Raw genomic sequence first — 18,504 nt, 5'->3', positions numbered from 1 at the left:
GATGTGCTGCCATGGGGTGGTCCGCCGCTGACAACCGCCACAGCATTGCGCGGGTCAGCGCAATAGACACTGGCGCGGTGTTGTCCGCAATCTCGCGTGCCAAAGCCCGCGCTGCTGCCAACAATTCCGTCGGTGCGTGAACCGAGCGGACGAGACCACCGTTAAAGGCCTCGGCAGCATTGAATACACGCCCGGTCATACACCATTCCAAAGCCTGTTGCATGCCGACCAAACGCGGCAGGAACCAGCTCGAAGCCGCCTCAGGCACAATGCCGCGTCGCGCAAAGACAAAACCGAAGCGCGCCGTGCCGCTCGCCAAACGGAAATCCATCGGCAATTGCATCGTTGCGCCAATGCCCACTGCCGCGCCGTTGATTGCCCCGATGACGGGTTTTGTGCACTGGAATATCCGCAACGTCAGCCGCCCACCCGAATCGCGGACACGCTCGTCGGACAGCGATTCGACTTGAGATCTGCTAGCGAATACATCGCCGCCCGCATCGGGCGTAAGGTCCGCCCCTGCGCAAAAGGCGCGGTCGCCCGACCCAGTTACGATGACAGCGCGCACATCGTCGTCGGCGTCCACCAAATCAAATGCAGCACACATTTCGCTCATCATGACGTTGGTGAATGCATTCATCTTTTCCGGACGGTGCATCGTAATCGTCGCGATGCCGTCATCAACATCATATTGGATTTGGGTGAACTCAGTCATAAGAACGGGCCTCGCAATAAAAGCGAAGCCCTGAGCGGCAGCCGTTTAGCGGATGCAACCCAGGGCTTCGGTTAAGTCTCATAATCGCTTTCAGTTACCGTGGCGCCATCCGGATTGCGCCGTCGATGCGCACGTCTTCGCCATTGAAATATCCGCACTCGATCATCGTCATGGCAACTTGCGCAAATTCATGCGGGTGACCAAGGCGCTTGGGGAATGGCACGGATGCGGCAAGCGCGTCTTTAACGGCTTGCGGTGCACCATTCATCAATGGCGTGTTGAAGATACCAGGCAGGATGGTGTTGACGCGAATGCCCTCGCTCATCAGGTCGCGGGCGATGGGTAAAGTCATGCCCACAATGCCGCCTTTTGATGCCGAATAGGCCGCTTGGCCCATCTGGCCGTCTTCGGCCGCAACCGACGCCGTGTTTACCATCGCGCCACGCTCGCCATCTTCCATCGGCTCAAGCGTAAGCATGCCAGCTGCCGACTTGGCGATGCAGCGGAATGTCCCAACCAAGTTGATCTGGATAATCCGGTCAAACGCATCGAGCGGGAAATGCTTGATCGATCCGTCTTCCTTCGAACGGCTGGCGGTCTTGACCGCGTTGCCCGTGCCAGCGCAGTTGACTAAAATCCGTTCCTGACCATGCGCCGCGCGCGCTTTGGCAAAGCCCGCGTCGACGCTTTCGTTGCTGGTGACGTTGACGTTGCAGAACACGCCACCAATTTCAGCGGCAAGCGCCTCACCCTTGTCGGCTTGTAGATCGAATATCGCGACCTTCACGCCTTTGGCAGCGAGCGCCCGCGCGGTTGCTTCGCCAAGGCCCGATGCGCCGCCTGTTACGACTGCTGCGACTGTTGAATCCAGTTTCATAAACACTCCTGATCGTTTGGACCGTCATGCTGAACTTGTTTCAGCATCTTACTTTGGACGGTAGAAATTAAGACCCTGAAACAAGTTGTGCTCTGCACGCCTCTGGCTCCAGAGTGACTCTAGTGGCTGGTCGCGCGTTAAACCCGCTCGATAATCGTAACGTTCGCCTGACCGCCGCCTTCGCACATGGTTTGCAGGCCATAACGGCCGCCACGTGCTTCAAGCGCATTCAGCAGCGTCGCCATCAGCTTCGTACCCGATGCGCCCAACGGATGGCCCAACGCAATCGCGCCGCCATGGACATTGATCTTCGACCGATCACCACCAATATGCTTCAACCAAGCCAAAGGCACGGGTGCAAAAGCTTCGTTTACTTCATACAGGTCAATGTCCGAAATCTTCATGCCCGAACGCTGAAACGCGCGGTCGGTTGCAAACAATGGCTCCTCGAGCATGATCACTGGGTCACCCGCCGTCACGGTCAAGTTCACGATGCGCGCGCGGGGGGTCAGGCCATGTTCTTTCAATGCCTTTTCAGACACGATCAGAACCGCCGATGCACCATCGCAAATCTGGCTGGCATTGGCAGCAGTGATGGAACCGCCCTCCTGAAGCAGCTTAACGCCTGAAAGGCTTTCGAAGGTCGCATCATAACGGATGCCTTCGTCGCTGCTGTGGACGATCTTGCCCTCTGGCGTATCGACTTCCATACTAACGATTTCATTTGCAAAAGCGCCACCTTGCGTTGCTGCAATAGCCTTTTGGTGGGATTCAAGCGCGAACTGGTCCAGGTCTTCCCGGGTAAAGCCATATTTCTTCACGAGCATTTCTGCACCCATGAATTGGCTGAACATGATGCCGGGATAGGCTTCTTCCAAACGCGGGCTTTTATATGTGCCCATGCCCTCTTTTTTGAACAGCATGGACGTCGAACCCATCGGCACGCGTGTCATGCTTTCAATGCCAGCCGCCAGCACGATATCCTGCGTGCCCGACATCACGCCTTGCGCTGCGAACATCATCGATTGCTGCGACGATCCGCACTGGCGGTCGATGCTGACGGATGGGATGGAATTCGGCAGTCGCGATGCGAGAACGATATTGCGGCCTACATCGCCGGCTTGTTCGCCGCCTTGCGATACGCAGCCCATGATAACGTCTTCAATTGCGGCAGGATCGAAATCATTGCGGTCCGCAATGGAATCCAGCACGGCAGCACCCAAATCAACCGCATGCACGCCCGCAAGCTTGCCACCGCGGCGGCCACCAGCGGTACGGACCGCATCCACAATATAGGCGTCTGCCATAATCTCTCTCCTGTTGTTCAAAAATTTAATCAATCGATTAAACTTTGAAAGGGGAGAGTCAAGGCCGGAATAACCTCCCCATCTTTGATCGATGGGGAGGTATCTTCGCTACGCCGCTTCGCGCGCGATTGTGATCACTTGCGGATAGGTGAATTCAAGCAAGCCTTCTTCACCCAATTCGGCACCAAAGCCCGACTGCTTATGTCCGGCAAAAGGAGCGTTGGGGGCAAGATGCATGGACTCATTGATCCACACCGTTCCAGTTTCCAATTGCTCTGCGACTTCAACCGCAGCTTCGGGGTTGCTGGTCCAAATCGACCCTGCAAGACCGTAATCCGAAGCATTCGCGCGGCTAATGACTTCGTTGATTGTCGAAAACTTCATCAACGGCATGACTGGGCCAAACTGCTCCTCAGCTACAATCCGCGCATCTTCGGGCGGGTTGTCGAGGACGGTAACGGGTACGAAATAGCCTGGAATCGAAGGGTCGTGGTCGCCGCCAGCGAGGAACTTATAGCCCTTGTCCTTGGCATCCTGAATCAGCTCAAGTACCCGCTTATACTGCGGCTTGTTCTGGATAGGTCCAATTGCTGTGCCTTGCTCGGCACCATCGCCGACCTTGACCGCTTTGGCATAAGCCGCAATCGCGCCTGATAATTCGTCATAGATATCTTCGTGGATGTAGATGCGCTTGGCCGCAATGCACACTTGGCCTGCATTGTAAAAGCTTGCCCAGAATAGCTTTTCGGCGACCTTACCGACATCGGCATCCGGCAAAACAATCGCTGCATCATTACCGCCAAGTTCAAGTGTGATGCGCTTCAAATCCTTTGACGCCGACTCCATCACACGTTTGCCGGTGGCGGTTGAACCCGTGAAGGTGATTTTGTCGATATCTGGATGCGCGGTCAGCAACGGTCCAAGGGCGTCACCACCCGTGATGATGTTCAGCACGCCCGGCGGGAATACGCCAGCAACCAGCTCGGCCAAGCGTAATGTCGCCAGCGGTGTGAACGGCGATGGCTTCAACACCATGGTGCAGCCGGACAACAAGGCGGGAACGATCTTCTGGATCGCCATCAATACAGGGAAGTTCCATGGCACAATGCCGCCAACCACGCCAACGGGTACGCGGCGCGTGCGGCTAAGGCGCTTATCGCTATCCTCGGTGATCTTCTCTTCAAGGTTCAGCATCGGCAACGCGCGTGTCATGCCAACGCAGCCAGCGATTTCGTTACCCGCCTGCATGTGCGGCTTGCCCTGTTCTGCGGTCAACAAACGCATTAGCTCGTCGCTGTTCGCCTTGATCACGTCCGCCATTTTCGCAAACAATGCGCGGCGTTCCTCAACGCTGGTCTTTTTCCATGTCTGGAAGGCGGCGCGGGCGGCGGCAACAGCCTTGTCCAAATCTGCCTGACCGCAATCGGGAACTTGGCCAATAACCTGCTCGGTCGCGGGGTTGACGACGTCGATCCATTGGCCGTTATCAACCAATTCGCCGTTGATCAGATTTTTATATTGCGTGGTCATTGTCTATCTCCTGATGAGTCTGTGGCATTATAGCCTTAGGTTGATGGCCTGTCCTGCTCTGCCCAATATTCATCGCGCAGCAGGCGTTTGTAGAGTTTGCCGGTGTCGTGCCGAGGAAGTTCGTCGCGAAAATCGATCCGGCGCGGGATTTTGACACCGGACAGTTTTTCGCGCGCAAAGGCGGTAAGTTCGTCGCGCAATGCATCGCCAGCGTCGGCCATATCCAATGGCTGCACGACAGCGATTACCTCTTCGCCCATTTCATCATGCGGACCGCCGATAACGGCAACGTCACGGACGCGGGGGTGTGTCACAAGATGGTTTTCAATCTCCTGCGGATAAACGTTCACCCCGCCCGAAATGATCATGAAGCTTTTGCGGTCGGTGAGGTACAAATACCCCTCTTGATCCAGGCGACCAACGTCGCCCAGGGTGGTCCAGCCGTGCTTGTTGGTCGCGGCTTTAGTTTTTTCGAGATCATTATGATAGCTGAACGACGCCGCGCTTTCGAAGAATACGGTGCCTTCTTGGCCAACTGGCAAATCATCCCCGTCCTCGTTACAAATGTGCATAATCGCGTTCAGCGGCCGACCGACCGATCCCTTATGCGTCAGCCATTCTTCGCTGGAGATGAAGGTTATTCCTTGCCCCTCGGTACCCGCATAATATTCGCGCAGCACGGGGCCCCACCATGCAATCATCGCGTCCTTGATGGGAACAGGACATGGCGCGGCCGCATGGACGGCGGTATCCAGGCTCGACACGTCATATTTCATACGCACGTCTTCGGGGAGCTTAAGCATCCGCGCAAAATGCGTCGGGACCCATTGGCTAGCAGTGATCTTGTACGTTTCAATTGCGGCCAAGGCAGCTTGGGGATCAAACTTCTCCATGACCACAACTGTGCCGCCAAGCCTGTGCACCACCGCGCACCACCGCAAGGGCGCGGCGTGATACAGCGGCGCTGGCGACAAATAGATGCTATCGCCAGAGAATTTAAACGCCATCATGGCAAGCCCGGACAACGCATAGGCACCGGCAATGTCCGGATCCTCAGGCAGCGGGAAGCGCACGCCCTTTGGTTGGCCTGTGGTGCCGGAGCTGTACAGCATGTCCGTGCCAGCACGCTCATCGGCGATCGGCGATGTCGGAAAATCGGCCACGGCAGCAGCGTAGCTTTCCCAACCCGCATGTTCGCCGCCCAAAATGTAACGCTTTACCGCGCTTTCCAACTGGCCGAGCGTCGCGCCTAAATAGGGCGATGCAAACAGCGCCTTCGCTCCGCTGTCGTTGAGAATATAATCAATTTCGGATGCGGTCAGCCGGCAACTGATCGCAACGTAAACCAGCCCTGCCCGTTGCGCGCCCCAAACCAGATCGAAAAACTCCGCGCAGTTTTCGAGACAAAAGGCAACCGTGTCTCCATGTTGAAGACCAAGCGCGCGAAACAAATGCGCGCACTGGTTCGACCGCGCCTCAAGCGCACCATATGTGATTATCTCACCCGAACCCGCCATGATGACGGCGGGTTTGTCCGGATTGGCGGCGGCGTGGACGGCGGGGTGACCCATTATTCTACTCCTCCAACATTTTGAGTGCGGCGATCATTCGCCCTGCCAGTTCGGTTTGCGTTTTTCTGCAAAGGCCATAGCGCCTTCACGCGCGTCCTTCGATGTGAGCACTGGTCCGGATATCTCGCTCTGCTTCTTCCACATTTCCGCAGAAGTCCAATCAGGGCGCTCGTTGATCACGCGCTTAGTTGCAATCAATGCCAGCGGTCCGTTCGCGGCAACCTTGGCTGCCAGCTCAAGCGCGGCATCAATGGCAGCGCCTTCGGTAACGCGGTTTACAAAACCCACCTCATATGCCCGCTGTGCAGAGATGAAATCACCCGTTAGCGCAAGCTCCATCGCCATACGCTTGCCGATGATCGACGGCAAAGTCAGCAAACCGCCAGCTGCGGCGACAAGGCTGCGTTTCACTTCGGGAATACCGAACTGCGCCTTGTCATTTGCTACCAACAGGTCGCAGGCAATTGCGATTTCCATGCCACCTGCGAGCGCATAACCTTCAACCGCGCCGATCAAAGGTTTTGCGGGCGGAGATTCGATAAATCCCGCAAAGCCCTTGCCCTTAATGCTTGGTAATTCACCCCGCAAAAATGCCTTCAAGTCCATGCCTGAACAAAATGTGCCGCCAGCCCCAGTGATGATACCCGCGTTCAGGCTTTTGTCACTATCCAGACGCTCCATAGCCGCAGCTAAACCTTGCGCGACCGCTTGATTGACCGCATTCTTTGCCTCGGGCCGGTTGATGGTGATGATCAGGACGCCGTTTTCAGCTTGGGTTAGAACTTCGGACATTTTATTCCTCTTTTATCGCCATACCCGCGAAAGCGGGCAGCCATGGTCAAATCTTAAAATCTACGCACCGTTGCTTCGTGTGAAGCAGTCAGGCCATGGATTGACCTCGCGGTCACTTCGTTCCCCGCTTTCGCGGGAATGACACATGAAGCTTACCTACCGCCCCTTTGGTAGGCCAAGCACATGCTCACCAATGATATTCTTCTGGATCTGGCTCGTGCCGCCGCCAATGGTGGCGGAAAAGCTGTTGAGATACGACCGGTGCCAATAGCCATCATCGACGGCATTTTCATCGCCAACATAATAGCCCGCGCGCGTGCCTTGGAACTGCAGAGAGAATTCAGTCAGCTCACGCACCAGCTCGGTCCGCGCCAACTTGTTCATCAGGGCAAGGCCCATTGGACGGTCGCTGGTCAGCGGGGCCATGCGACGGCGCTGGTTGTTAAGGTTCAGCGCCTGAATCTCAATCATATAGTCGATCAATTTATCGCGCATGACAGGGTCATCCAGCACTGGCTTGCCGCCGCGCTTGGCGGAACGCGCCATGTCGACCACACCCATGACATCCATTTCCTTGACGAAATAGCCGCCGACCGGATTAACCTTGGCACCGCGCTCATATTCCAGCGTCTTCATTGCGACCATCCAGCCCTGCCCTTCTTCGCCGACGAGGCCCGACGCCGGAATACGCGCGTCGGTGAAAAAACATTGGGTGAAGCCATATTCGCCGGTTAGTTTCTTCAAACGCCGGGTTTCGATACCCGGAACCTTCATCGGCGCGAGGAAAAAGCTGAGGCCCGCATATTTGCTTGGCCCATCATTTGATGTCCGTGCAAGCAGGATCATATAATCAGCGCGGTCACCCAAGGAGGTCCAGATTTTGGAGCCGTTGATGACATATTCATCGCCATCACGCACAGCCTTGGTCTGCGCGCTGCCGAGGTCCGAGCCATGCTCAGGCTCCGAAAAGCCCTGGCACCAGATTTCTTCAGCCGACAGCATTGGCTTGATGAAGCGGCGCTTGTCTTCCTCACGGCCGATATCAAGCAGCAATGGTCCGGTCCAGCCGTTCGCAATCGCGTTGAGCATGATCGGCGCATCATGGCTTTTCATGACCCGCGTGGCGATACGCTGATATTCGGGATGCATGCCATAGCCGCCATATTCGGTTGGCCAAGACATACCGAAATAGCCCGCCTCATATACCTTGCGCTGCCAGTTGCGCAGGAAATCAAACTGCTGATCCGTCGACACTTCCATAAACGTCAGCGGCAACATGAAGCCGGGGTCGCGGACGGTGTTTTCGGCGAACCACGCGTCGCACTGCTTTTCAAATGCGTCAAGTTCCCGCGGGCTTGGTGTGCTCATACATGATTCCTCTCTCGCCATTTAAGTGCGCGATTAAAAAGAGGATTGCAAGAGCCGTTTGACAGGCTTCAACCCTTCTTAAAAGGCGCCATGTCGCCCAAAAATTCAATCTCGCGCTCCATCGCTTGCGTTTCACGTTCCAGAAAGTCGGCGACAGCACTCCGAAAGCTTTCGTTGGCGATATAGTGCGCGGAGTAGGTCGGCACAGCCTCGTACCCCCGCGCCAATTTATGTTCGCCCTGCGCACCTGCTTCAACGCGGGCGAGGCCATGCGCGATGGCGTAATCAATCGCCTGATAATAGCACAGTTCGAAGTGCAAAAATGGCACATCACGGGTGCAACCCCAATAGCGACCATAGAGACAATCGGGCCCTACAAAATTCAGCGCGCCTGCAATCGGGCCGTCCTGATCATAGGCCAGGAACAGGACAATACTGTCGCGCATGCTGTCGCCAATGATATCGAAAAATGCGCGCGTCAGATAGGGCGTTCCCCATTTGCGCGCGCCGGTGTCTTGATAAAAAACCCAGAACGCCTCCCAATGTTCTGGCGTAATGTCTGCGCCGGCAATCTGTTGTATGCGGACGGCGGCCTGTGCACCGGCACGTTCTTTGCGGATGGCCTTGCGCTTGCGCGACGATAACGCACCAAGGAAACTTTCAAAGTCGGCATAATCGCGGTTCTGCCAATGAAACTGCGTTCCCACCCGCGTCAACCAGCCGGCTTCGCGGAACAGCGCTAGCTCGGCTTGTTCGACAAAAGTGGCATGTGCGGACGATAGGCCGTTCTGGTCAACCACGGCTTCGGCGGCCCGCAAGATGGGCAACGCCATCCCCTCGTCACACAACAGAAGACGTGGCCCTGGCACGGGCGAGAATGGCGCGGCGATTTGCAGCTTGGGATAATATTGCCCGCCGGCCCGATGAAACGCATCAGCCCAATGATGGTCAAACACATATTCGCCCTGGCTATGCGTTTTAAGATAGGCGGGAAGCGCCGCTGCTGGAACACCCTCCGCATCGCGAATAATGACAGGAGATGGCGACCAGCCAGTTCCTGGACCAACACTCCCCGATTGTTCAAGGGCCGACAAAAACGCGTGGCTGACAAACGGATTACCGCGCGGGTTAAGCGCATCCCATTGGTCAGCGGAAATATCACTGACCTTACTTAAAAGTTCGGCAGTTACGCCGTCTGTCATTAAGCGGCGCGCACCTGTACAACGCAGTCGATTTCAACCGTAGCGTTGCGTGGCAAGACCGGCACCGACACAGCGGCCCGTGCATGTTTACCCGCATCGCCGAACACTGCTTCCATCAGGTCGGAGGCGCCATTTGCGGCTTCGGGTTGATCGGTGAAGTCCGGCTCAGACGCGATAAACACGCCCAGTTTGACGATCCGCTCAACACGATCAAGGTCACCGCCCAACGCAGCCTTCATTTGCGCGATCAGCATGATCCCGCACGCTTTGGCGGCGACCTTGGCATCTTCAAGATTGCAGGTGTCACCAACGCGGCCGGTTAAAACCTTACCGTCAACAAAGGGCAATTGGCCAGAAATGAACAACATGCCGTTTGCTTCCACTGCAGGCACATAGGATGCCACAGGCGCCGCAGGTTGCGGGAGTGTAATGCCTAGTTCAGCCAGTTTTGCTTCAATCATCATACTACCTTTTCCAATGCGGGCGCTGGCATGTTCGCAACCAGCTTATCCCTGATCCAAACTTCGGCGTCTGCCCATCGGTTAAGCCTTGCGTGCGCGGCCTTCGATGGATTGACGCGTTCCCATAGCAATGGCTCGCCCACGAAATGCAGACGCCACACGTCGGGATAATGTTCGCCGACCGATTCATGCTGATGCCCAAGATCATCAACGAACACGGCAACGCTTGGTTTATACGCGTCAAGTATCCGACCAAGCGCTTCACCCTTGCCGCCTTGATTGCAATAAACTGGCGCGTCGATGCCAACGGCCCTCAGTTGCTCTGTACGAGGCCCTGCGCGGTGATCCAGAAGGTTGGTAAGGATGACGACGTCGGCATGCTCACGCAGCCGGTTAAGGCTGTCTACCGCCCCGTCAATCGCCTGTTGCCGGTGCATTTCGGTATCAAAAAATCCGTTGAGCAACTCCCACACCTGACCGCGCTCGACGATGGTGCCGTCATGCTTATGACGCAGCGCCTCTCCCCAGTCGCCATGGACAAGGTCGAAATGGATGTGATGCGCCTCATCCAACCAGTCACGAAATGGAACGATCATGTGCAGCAGCACTTCGTCGCAATCGGAAATGAGAAGTGCTCGAGAACCGGTGACGCTCATGCTTCCAACTCCTGCCGCGCTTGCACCAAAACAACCGGCGAAACGCCGATGACCGCTGCGCAAGCAATCAGATCAGGCTCATACGCCTCCAAAAATGACAGGATCGCAGCCTGCGTGCTGCGCTCCATCACGCTACTGCGCAAACCCTCCGGCGTAAGTCCCGTGAGTGACAACAGTCGTTCTGCCCGCGATTCTTCCATCAGCGCCCACGCCAATGCCTGGAAAGCCATACCCGATGCGTCTAACTTGTCGTTTGTTTCATCCATGGCTTTCGCTTAAGCCATGGACTCCGCGAACGCAAAGCGGGAAAATGTGGCTATGGGTAAAAAGGTGATGATTGTTGAGGATAATGAATTCAACCTCAAGTTATTCACCGACCTTTTGCGGGCGCATCAGTTTGAAGTTCAAGGGGTGCGCGATGGACGGTTGGCGCTTGATCAAGCCTACATATTTGCCCCCGACCTTGTCATTATGGACATTCAATTGCCCCATGTCAGTGGCGCCGACTTGATAGAGGCCATGCAAAAGGACGCTAGATTGTCGTCCATTCCGGTCCTTGCGGTCACCGCCTACGCCGGAAAAGGCGACCAAGAACGAATTGTTGCTGCTGGCGCAAAGGGATATTTGTCAAAGCCAGTGTCCATGATGACGTTTTTGGAGTAGGTGCAGGGGATAATTGGGGGGTAGCACCAACGTGCAGGACTGCACGGCAGGAATCAAAAAGGGCGCCCGAAGCGCCCTGATCGATTAACCTTCAAGCAGCTTTTAGCTTACTTGATTTTGGCTTCCTTGAACTCGACATGTTTGCGCACGACGGGGTCATATTTGCGGAACGTCATCTTTTCGGTGATGTTACGCGGATTTTTCTTGGTCACGTAAAAGAAGCCCGTGTCAGCGGTGCTGAGCAGCTTGATCTTGATCGTGGCTGGCTTCGCCATGGCCCATTCCTTTGTTCAAAAAATACCGAAAAAAACTGCGCAGGTGAAAATCTGCGCGGTTCACATAGGCGGGCCAATGCGGATTCGCGTGCAGAAAGTCAAGCCCATAAGCAGGAATGGCACGCTAAACCATGCCAATATTCCACCATCTATCGCGGCGAGCCGAGTGCAGGCTCGTCATTGGCGCTGATTCGCAACCACGTTGCCGCGGCATTTGGTCATAAAAATCATATTTTGATTCGGTCGGTCATCGCCAGCTAAATCTGGGGGCGTCCAGTGCAGTTGTGCGCCGGATTGGCTTATATCTTTTAAGGTGCAGGCAAATTGGTATGTCACTTCTTAAAGTCCATCGATTTGAAAATCGGCCTTTCATTCCCATATGTGAACTTCACCCACACAAAAGGAATGATTTATGGCTGCTGGTGACAATAGCAAAAAGGTATTGGCCGACGGGTTAAATGGCCTTCTGGCCGATTATTACGCGCTATATTTGAAGACGAAGAATTTTCATTGGCACGCAACTGGCCCCCATTTTCGCGAATATCATTTACTGTTTGACGAACAGGCGACCGAGTTGATTGCCACCACTGACCTTGTCGCCGAGCGCGTCCGCAAGCTGGGTCAGGATACGCTAACCTCGATTGGTTCTATTGCAGCAAAGCAGCGGATCAAGGACCATGATTCGACTACAACCGATGCGGCCCAGATGCTGAAAGCATTGCATGCCGACAATGAGACGCTGATTGGGGCGCTGAAGGACGCAAAGGCGCTTGCTGACCAAGCTGGTGACAATGCGACCGATGGCTTGCTGGATGATTGGACCGACCAAGCCGAGCAACGCGCTTGGTTCTTGGCAGCCACAATCGGCGAGGCATAAAGGCCAGAAATAAAAAGGCGGGCGAAGCGCTTTGCTTCACCCGCCTTTTTGAAATTCTAACACGCGCTTATTCGGAAAGCGTGCTCAGGTTCGTTGCCGAATATTTGCCACGACGATCGATTTCGATATCAAAGGCCAAACGGTCGCCTTGAGTCACTTGACCCATGCCCGAACGCTCAAGCGCAGAGATGTGCACGAACACATCTTCGCCGCCATCGTCACGCTGCACAAACCCAAAACCCTTCATGTCGTTGAAGAACTTCACGGTTCCATTGGCGCGCTCGCCAGTCGATTCGCGCTGCGGGCCTCGTGGTGCCGAATCACGATCACCGCCACGGAAACCTCCCCGATCATCACCGCGCGGGGCGCGGTCACGGTCAAAGGCTGGACGGTCAGGACGCGGTTCCCGCTCGGCCACAGCCATTGGCTCACCGTCGATGACAAGATCAGTAGCCGACACCTTGCCGCCACGTTCCACAAGTTGGAACTCAAGTGGCTGGCCTTCTGCAAGCCCGGACAGGCCGGCCTGCTCAACAGCACTGATATGAACGAACACGTCGTCTGGACGACCGTCTACCTGAATGAAGCCAAAACCTTTTTGGCCATTGAAAAATTTGACAATCCCTTTGCCGGAACCGATGACTTGCGCAGGCATCGGAGGGCCACCGGGGCCACGACGCGGGGCACCAAAGCCGCCTCCGCCGCCAGCTCCACCACCGCTGTTACCGCCGCCGCCATATCCGCCGCCGCCTGAACGGCCGCCGCCAAAATCACTTTGATAGGGGGATGGTGCACGATAGCCGTCGTAGCTTTCATCACCGAAACCGTCTCGTTTGTCCCGGCCCTTGCCAGCACGCTTGCGATCAAAACCCATAACTTCTTACTTGCCTTCTCACCGCCCTGTACCACTATGTTATGCAGTCGAGGGCGACTGTACTGCACGTCACAAGCGCAACCGTTCTTGATTCCGCAAAGACTACGTATATCGCATTAAAAGGTTGCGCGATAGCAAATATTGCGGCGCAAAATCGCCTTGCCAAAGCTGCACTTTCATTTGCCTTAGACAACACTGTCGGGCAAGGGACATGCATGAGCGTATATTTGCATGAAGAAGACTTGCCTGCTGGCGTTTTGGCCGAAGGTCCAGTCGCCGTTGACACCGAAACGATGGGCTTGATTACCGCGCGCGATAGGCTGTGCTTGTTGCAGATTTCTGATGGCCGCGGCGATGAACACCTTATCCGTTTTGGACGGGACAGTGATTACAGCGCACCAAACTTACGCGCCGTTCTTGCCGACCCTGCACGGGTGAAGCTGTTTCATTATGCCCGATTCGATCTGGCCGCGATTTCGCATTATTTGAATGTCGTCGCGACGCCATTGTTCTGCACCAAGATCGCCTCGCGCCTGACACGCACGTACACCGACCGCCACGGTTTAAAAGAGTTGGTGAAGGAAATGCTCGGCACAGACATTTCCAAACAACAACAGTCAAGTGATTGGGGTGGCCCAGTTCTTTCCGAAGCGCAGAAAGATTATGCAGCAAGCGATGTGCGCTATCTGCACCGCTTGCATGCCGAGTTTGTCATTCGCCTTGAACGTGAAGGCCGCACAAAATTGGCGCAAGCATGTTTTGATTTCCTGCCGCACCGCGCGGACCTTGATCTTGCAGGCTGGCCTGAAGTTGACATATTCGGGCACAGTTAAGGTTCAATCTGGTTAGGCATCTATAATGTCCGCACAAGCCGATCTCGAACGCACTCAAAGGCAAAACTGGGCGCTGCCCGGTGGGCGACAAGATCGGCTTATTCGGATGCTGCGTGTTGTCCTGCCCAGCATCATAGGTTTGCTGGTCGCTTTGCTGGCATTTAGCCCCTTTGCCGGCAAGCAGGAACTCAGCTTCGTGCTCAACAAAGATGAAGTTGACCTGTCCCGCGAACGGCTGCGTGTGGTCGAGGCATTGTATCGCGGCGATGACAGCAAGGGCCGCCCGTTTTCATTGCGCGCTGGCAGCGCCGTGCAGAAAACCTCAGCCGAACCGCTACTGGACATAACTTCATTGTCGGGCAGGATCACGCTGAGCGATGGCCCAGCCTCGATAATCGCTCAGCGCGGTGTGTACGACCTCAATAAAGAAACCATGCGCGTGAACGGTCCATTGGCTGTCGACTCGGCTGGATATGACATGGTCGCAAGCAATGTCGTGCTGTCGTTAAAAGACCGTTCGATGCAAAGCTTTGGTCCCGTGAGCGGACGCACAAAGGTCGGAACCTTCCACGCAGGGCATCTGCGTGCGGATCTCGACACCCGCATTGTTCGCTTGGATGGCGGGGTTCGTTTGCGTATCGACCAGAATGCGATTAAGTGAGCTGCTCATGACTGCCCGTTCTATCTCCGTTGGCCTGTGTGCCGCTATCGCTGGTATCAGTATGCTGTCCTCAGCATCGACTGCGCAAAGCATCCGTAACCATAATAGCAACGCGCCCGTCGATTTTTCCGCCGCATCCATGGAGTTGCAGGACCGCGCGGACCGCGTTGTGTTATCAGGCGGCGTAACTGCTGTTCAAGCCGGGCTTACGCTGAAAGCAAGCCGCGTTACGGCTGCTTATTCCAGCAATGGCGGCGTTGATGTGAACCGCCTCGATGCAACCGGCGGTGTCACGGTCATCAAAGATGATCTTCGCGCCACGAGCAGCTCAGCCATTTATGATCTCGACTCGAGCCTGATCACGTTGATCGGAAACGTGAACCTCGTGCAAGGTAGCAACCGTCTCACCGGTGAACGACTGGTCATTGATATCAACTCCGGCCGATCGACCATAAACGGCGGCGGTTTACCTGGCACCACAAATTCCGGTGGCAGAGTCACGGGTAGCTTTAGCGTCCCGCAGCGCAAAAATTAAGTTTGAGCCCACGCAGTAACCAAAACGGCGCAGCATGAAGCATGCCAATTGCAAATTGCTTCGCTATTCACTAGCTAACGGACCGAAACCAAAAGCATGATTGCGGACGAATATTGAATATGGATAGCATGACTGCCTCCCTCCCTGCTGCGTATGCGACCACCGATCCGGGTTTGCAGTCGGGCCTTGGCGTTGTCTCCATTGCCAAAAGCTATGATAAGCGTGCGGTTTTGACCGATGTTTCGCTCTCGGTGGCGAAGGGTGAGGTTGTTGGCCTGCTTGGACCCAATGGCGCAGGCAAAACCACATGCTTTTATTCGATCATGGGTCTGGTAAAACCGGATAGCGGACGGATTACCCTTGATGGCGCCGATATCACCAACTTGCCGATGTATCGCCGTGCCATATTAGGCCTTGGATATTTGCCTCAGGAAACATCCATTTTCCGCGGGATGACGGTAGAACAGAATATCAGCGCGGTTCTGGAAATGTCGGAGCCCGATGCCGACTCGCGCAGCGAGCGATTGGAAAAGCTGCTTGACGAATTCGGCCTTACCCGTTTGCGGAGTGCGCCTGCCATGGCCTTGTCGGGCGGTGAACGGCGACGCTGCGAGATTGCACGTGCGTTGGCTGCAAACCCGTCGATCATGCTGCTTGACGAACCCTTTGCCGGCATTGACCCAATTTCCATTTCCGACATCCGCGATTTGGTGAAGGAACTTAAAACGCGCGGCATTGGCGTTCTCATCACCGATCACAATGTCCGCGAAACGCTCGACATTGTTGATCGCGCCTGCATCATTTACGGCGGCCAGGTTCTGTTTGCAGGATCGCCAGAGGCCTTGGTTGCCGACCCGAATGTCCGTCGCCTGTATCTGGGCGAGAGTTTTACAATGTGACTTGGGGGCAGTGATACACCCATAACGTCATGGCCTTAGCTCCGCGCCTCGACCTTCGCCAAAGCCAGTCGCTGGTCATGACGCCGCAACTGCAGCAGGCAATTAAACTGCTGGCCTTGTCTTCGCTCGAGATCGAAGCTTTCATTGCCGAAGAGGTCGAGCGCAATCCTGTACTTGAGGCCGGCGGCAGCGAATCCGCGCCTGACATACCTCTCGGCGAACACTCGGAATTAAGCGGCCCCGAAACCACCGAACGTTCAAGCGACGACGGTCTGGGTGATGACCGCCATGACGCGTCCGAGGCGCTTGATGTCGATTTCAGCGCCGAAACCTTCCACCATGACACGCCGTCTGACAGCGTGGGCGGTTCTGACGGAATGCTTGGCCTGTCGGGTAACACAATGTCTGGGGGCTTTGACGGGGACGGACAGGATTTCGACAGCTTTGCCGCACGCGACCTCAGTCTGCGTGCGCATTTGATAACGCAGGCCGGATCAAGTATTTCCGGGCGGCAGCTTTTCCTTGTGCAGCAGATTATCGAGCAGATCGAACCGACTGGCTATTTGGGTGAGGATCTGCTGGCAATGGCGCAACGGCTTGGTGCGCCCATGGCGGAAATGGAGAACGCACTGGCTGCGCTCCAACGCTTTGATCCCACGGGCGTGGGGGCACGCAACCTGTCCGAATGCCTTGCGCTACAGGCAAAGGAGGCGGATCGCTACGACCCTTGCATGGTAAGGTTAATCGACAATCTGGATCTGGTTGCCAAAGGCGCCTTTGACCAATTGAAACGTATTTGCCGCGTCGATGACGAGGATTTGCGGGATATGCTGATTGAGCTTCGCGGTTATGATCCGAAACCTGGCTGCCGCTTTGAACGCGAGGACAGCATAGCAGTAACGCCGGACATTTATGTCACGCAACGCGGCGCTGGGTGGGCGATTGACCTGAATAGCGCAAACTTGCCCCGCTTGCTCATCAACCAAAGCTATGTGGCAGAGCTTGGGCAGGACAAGGCCACTAAGGCCTGGCTCAGCGATTGCATGGCCGACGCCAACTGGCTCATCAAGGCCATGGATCAACGGCAGCGCACCATCGTCAAAGTTGCTACCGAAATCGTGAAGCAGCAGGAAGGTTTCTTCCGGCGCGGCGTGGCCCATTTGCGGCCATTAACACTGCGCCAAGTGGCCGATGCGATTGAGATGCATGAATCCACAGTAAGCCGAGTGACAAGCAGCAAATATCTGCATTGTGGGCGCGGGCTGTTTGACCTCAAATATTTCTTTTCATCGGGCGTTCAATCTGCCGATGGCGAAGGCGCATCGGCAGAGGCAGTGAAAAGCCATATCAAGTCACTGATTGACGCCGAAGGAGACAAAATCCTCTCCGATGATACTTTAGTCGAAATGCTGACGGCAAAGGGCTTTGACATCGCCCGCCGCACAGTCGCCAAATATCGCGAGGCAATGGGCATCGGTTCGTCGGTGCAGCGCCGACGTCAGCGGAAAATGGGGCGCTGATCAGGCGGCGAGATTATGTCCGCTGAGACCTTCACGTTCCATGAGTATTTTTTCCGCAAGCACATGGTCGCTTAGCTTATCAACATCGATCGCCGCCACTGGGTTGGACATTGCGACAAGCTTTGCCTCCAAGCCAATCCGTTTACCCGCGCGTTCCAACGCTTGGCGCAGACCAATGGTGCGGGTGAGCGCACGTAACGCGAGGTGCAAACCAAAGTGCCGGAAAAGACGCCATGCTTTCTTGCGGTCCTGCTCAGCAGCGGCCCATAATTCGAGCGCAAGGACCGACTTAAGGCTCATTAAGGCAAAAAGATTGGCCCCTGACCAAGCACCGTCCAAAAAACGAAGCCATGTCCGTTTTGCATCCGGAAACTGGGCCAACATAGTTTGGCGTTCGACCATAGCTACCGCAAGATCGCCACCGGCTTTGTCTAAAAATTCGTCAAGCATCTCCGCTGTCAACAAAGGATGATCCGCCGTCGTCACCAAAATCGGCGAGGCAAAGCCCAAAGTCTCGACTTGCACCTTTATGCTTAACGAAATGCTGCTTTGGCTTTCCACCAAAATGGCTCCGCCCGCCGCATCAATGGCAGGACGCAGCGCCTCTATATCCTGAGACAATATGATGATTTTGGCGATATGCCGAGATTTGTGTAGCGTTCGAACCACATGGCTGAGCATTGGTTCCCCACGCAATGGTATGAGCGCCTTTTTATCGAGACCAAAATGTTGGGCTAAAATATCTGGTCCGGGCCGTTGCCCAGCCAAAACAATGCAGGTCCATTGCGCTTGCAACTCGCTTCTCCTAAACGCGACAAAATCAGGAGGGTACGTCAGCGCGTCTGGCGGTACCTTGAGGCGGGGCTTGGCGGTCAAATATGAATATTG

At 55.6% G+C, this 18,504-nt stretch carries 21 protein-coding genes; 7 read left to right on the top strand and 14 right to left on the bottom strand.

Translation table 11 applies throughout. The features are described from left to right. From ACIQ2T_RS05455 to ACIQ2T_RS05405, 11 genes are all read right to left on the bottom strand, one after another. On the bottom strand, positions 1-715 hold a 715-nt coding region (locus ACIQ2T_RS05455), incomplete at its 3' end, for an enoyl-CoA hydratase-related protein (protein WP_397589934.1). A 94-nt stretch (positions 716-809) separates the two neighbouring features. Further along, positions 810-1,592, bottom strand: a complete 783-nt coding sequence (locus ACIQ2T_RS05450; RefSeq protein WP_397589933.1) for an SDR family NAD(P)-dependent oxidoreductase — start codon at positions 1,590-1,592, stop codon at positions 810-812. A gap of 137 nt (positions 1,593-1,729) precedes the next feature. Further along, complete coding sequence (locus ACIQ2T_RS05445; protein WP_397589932.1) at positions 1,730-2,899, bottom strand: acetyl-CoA C-acetyltransferase; 1,170 nt, start codon at positions 2,897-2,899, stop codon at positions 1,730-1,732. Between the two features lie 108 nt (positions 2,900-3,007). Then, a complete protein-coding gene (locus ACIQ2T_RS05440; protein WP_397589931.1) occupies positions 3,008-4,429 on the bottom strand; it encodes an aldehyde dehydrogenase family protein in 1,422 nt (473 codons plus the stop codon). Positions 4,430-4,464: 35 nt separating this feature from the next. Further along, positions 4,465-6,000, bottom strand: a complete 1,536-nt coding sequence (locus ACIQ2T_RS05435) for an acyl-CoA synthetase (protein WP_397589930.1) — start codon at positions 5,998-6,000, stop codon at positions 4,465-4,467. 33 nt (positions 6,001-6,033) lie between these two features. Then, entirely contained in the window at positions 6,034-6,792 is a 759-nt protein-coding gene (locus ACIQ2T_RS05430; RefSeq protein ID WP_397589929.1) for a crotonase/enoyl-CoA hydratase family protein, read from the bottom strand. A gap of 156 nt (positions 6,793-6,948) precedes the next feature. Next, a complete protein-coding gene (locus ACIQ2T_RS05425; RefSeq protein ID WP_397589928.1) occupies positions 6,949-8,160 on the bottom strand; it encodes an acyl-CoA dehydrogenase family protein in 1,212 nt (403 codons plus the stop codon). A gap of 68 nt (positions 8,161-8,228) precedes the next feature. After that, positions 8,229-9,362 carry a GNAT family N-acetyltransferase gene (locus tag ACIQ2T_RS05420; protein WP_397589927.1) on the bottom strand — a complete coding sequence of 378 codons (1,134 nt, stop codon included), beginning with the start codon at positions 9,360-9,362 and terminating at the stop codon, positions 8,229-8,231. Then, entirely contained in the window at positions 9,362-9,826 is a 465-nt protein-coding gene (locus ACIQ2T_RS05415) for a RidA family protein (RefSeq protein WP_353209493.1), read from the bottom strand. Before ACIQ2T_RS05415 ends, ACIQ2T_RS05420 begins: the two co-directional genes overlap by 1 nt. Beyond that, positions 9,823-10,479: an HAD family hydrolase gene (locus ACIQ2T_RS05410; protein ID WP_397589926.1), complete on the bottom strand. Its 657-nt coding sequence runs from the start codon at positions 10,477-10,479 to the stop codon at positions 9,823-9,825. The genes ACIQ2T_RS05415 and ACIQ2T_RS05410 overlap by 4 nt, the downstream gene beginning before the upstream one ends. After that, positions 10,476-10,745, bottom strand: coding sequence for a DUF3572 family protein (locus tag ACIQ2T_RS05405; protein WP_397589925.1), 270 nt, complete (start codon positions 10,743-10,745; stop codon positions 10,476-10,478). The genes ACIQ2T_RS05410 and ACIQ2T_RS05405 overlap by 4 nt, the downstream gene beginning before the upstream one ends. A gap of 52 nt (positions 10,746-10,797) precedes the next feature. Between ACIQ2T_RS05405 and ACIQ2T_RS05400 the strand changes: the two genes are divergently transcribed. Beyond that, on the top strand, positions 10,798-11,142 hold the full coding sequence (locus ACIQ2T_RS05400; RefSeq protein WP_397589924.1) for a response regulator: 345 nt from the start codon (positions 10,798-10,800) through the stop codon (positions 11,140-11,142). A gap of 107 nt (positions 11,143-11,249) precedes the next feature. On the opposite strand, the gene rpmG is transcribed toward ACIQ2T_RS05400, so the two are convergent. Further along, positions 11,250-11,417: a 50S ribosomal protein L33 gene (gene rpmG, locus ACIQ2T_RS05395; protein WP_125229418.1), complete on the bottom strand. Its 168-nt coding sequence runs from the start codon at positions 11,415-11,417 to the stop codon at positions 11,250-11,252. A gap of 412 nt (positions 11,418-11,829) precedes the next feature. On the opposite strand from rpmG, the gene ACIQ2T_RS05390 reads away from it, so the two are divergent. After that, complete coding sequence (locus tag ACIQ2T_RS05390; protein ID WP_397589923.1) at positions 11,830-12,294, top strand: Dps family protein; 465 nt, start codon at positions 11,830-11,832, stop codon at positions 12,292-12,294. Positions 12,295-12,361: 67 nt separating this feature from the next. Here ACIQ2T_RS05390 and ACIQ2T_RS05385 read toward each other — a convergent pair whose 3' ends face one another. Continuing rightward, positions 12,362-13,168, bottom strand: a complete 807-nt coding sequence (locus tag ACIQ2T_RS05385) for a cold-shock protein (RefSeq protein WP_397589922.1) — start codon at positions 13,166-13,168, stop codon at positions 12,362-12,364. A gap of 215 nt (positions 13,169-13,383) precedes the next feature. Between ACIQ2T_RS05385 and ACIQ2T_RS05380 the strand changes: the two genes are divergently transcribed. The 5 genes from ACIQ2T_RS05380 (at position 13,384) to rpoN (ending at position 17,616) form a co-directional block, all read left to right on the top strand. After that, positions 13,384-14,001, top strand: coding sequence for a ribonuclease D (locus ACIQ2T_RS05380; RefSeq protein ID WP_306063706.1), 618 nt, complete (start codon positions 13,384-13,386; stop codon positions 13,999-14,001). 25 nt (positions 14,002-14,026) lie between these two features. Then, positions 14,027-14,662 carry an LPS export ABC transporter periplasmic protein LptC gene (locus ACIQ2T_RS05375; RefSeq protein WP_397589921.1) on the top strand — a complete coding sequence of 212 codons (636 nt, stop codon included), beginning with the start codon at positions 14,027-14,029 and terminating at the stop codon, positions 14,660-14,662. Between the two features lie 7 nt (positions 14,663-14,669). Next, entirely contained in the window at positions 14,670-15,197 is a 528-nt protein-coding gene (locus ACIQ2T_RS05370) for an LptA/OstA family protein (RefSeq protein ID WP_397589920.1), read from the top strand. 128 nt (positions 15,198-15,325) lie between these two features. After that, positions 15,326-16,096, top strand: a complete 771-nt coding sequence (gene lptB, locus ACIQ2T_RS05365; RefSeq protein ID WP_397589919.1) for an LPS export ABC transporter ATP-binding protein — start codon at positions 15,326-15,328, stop codon at positions 16,094-16,096. 29 nt (positions 16,097-16,125) lie between these two features. Beyond that, the gene (gene rpoN / locus ACIQ2T_RS05360; RefSeq protein ID WP_397589918.1) at positions 16,126-17,616 is read left to right on the top strand and encodes an RNA polymerase factor sigma-54; all 1,491 of its coding nucleotides are present in this window, start codon (positions 16,126-16,128) and stop codon (positions 17,614-17,616) included. On the opposite strand, the gene ACIQ2T_RS05355 is transcribed toward rpoN, so the two are convergent. Next, a partial coding sequence (locus ACIQ2T_RS05355; protein ID WP_397589917.1) for a nucleotidyltransferase family protein occupies positions 17,617-18,504 on the bottom strand: 888 nt, incomplete at its 5' end.

This window comes from Sphingorhabdus sp., from assembly GCF_044357595.1.
Classification (GTDB): domain Bacteria; phylum Pseudomonadota; class Alphaproteobacteria; order Sphingomonadales; family Sphingomonadaceae; genus Sphingorhabdus_B.
Note: the sequence above shows the minus strand (reverse complement) of the source record. Positions and strands in the feature narration are given on the sequence as shown.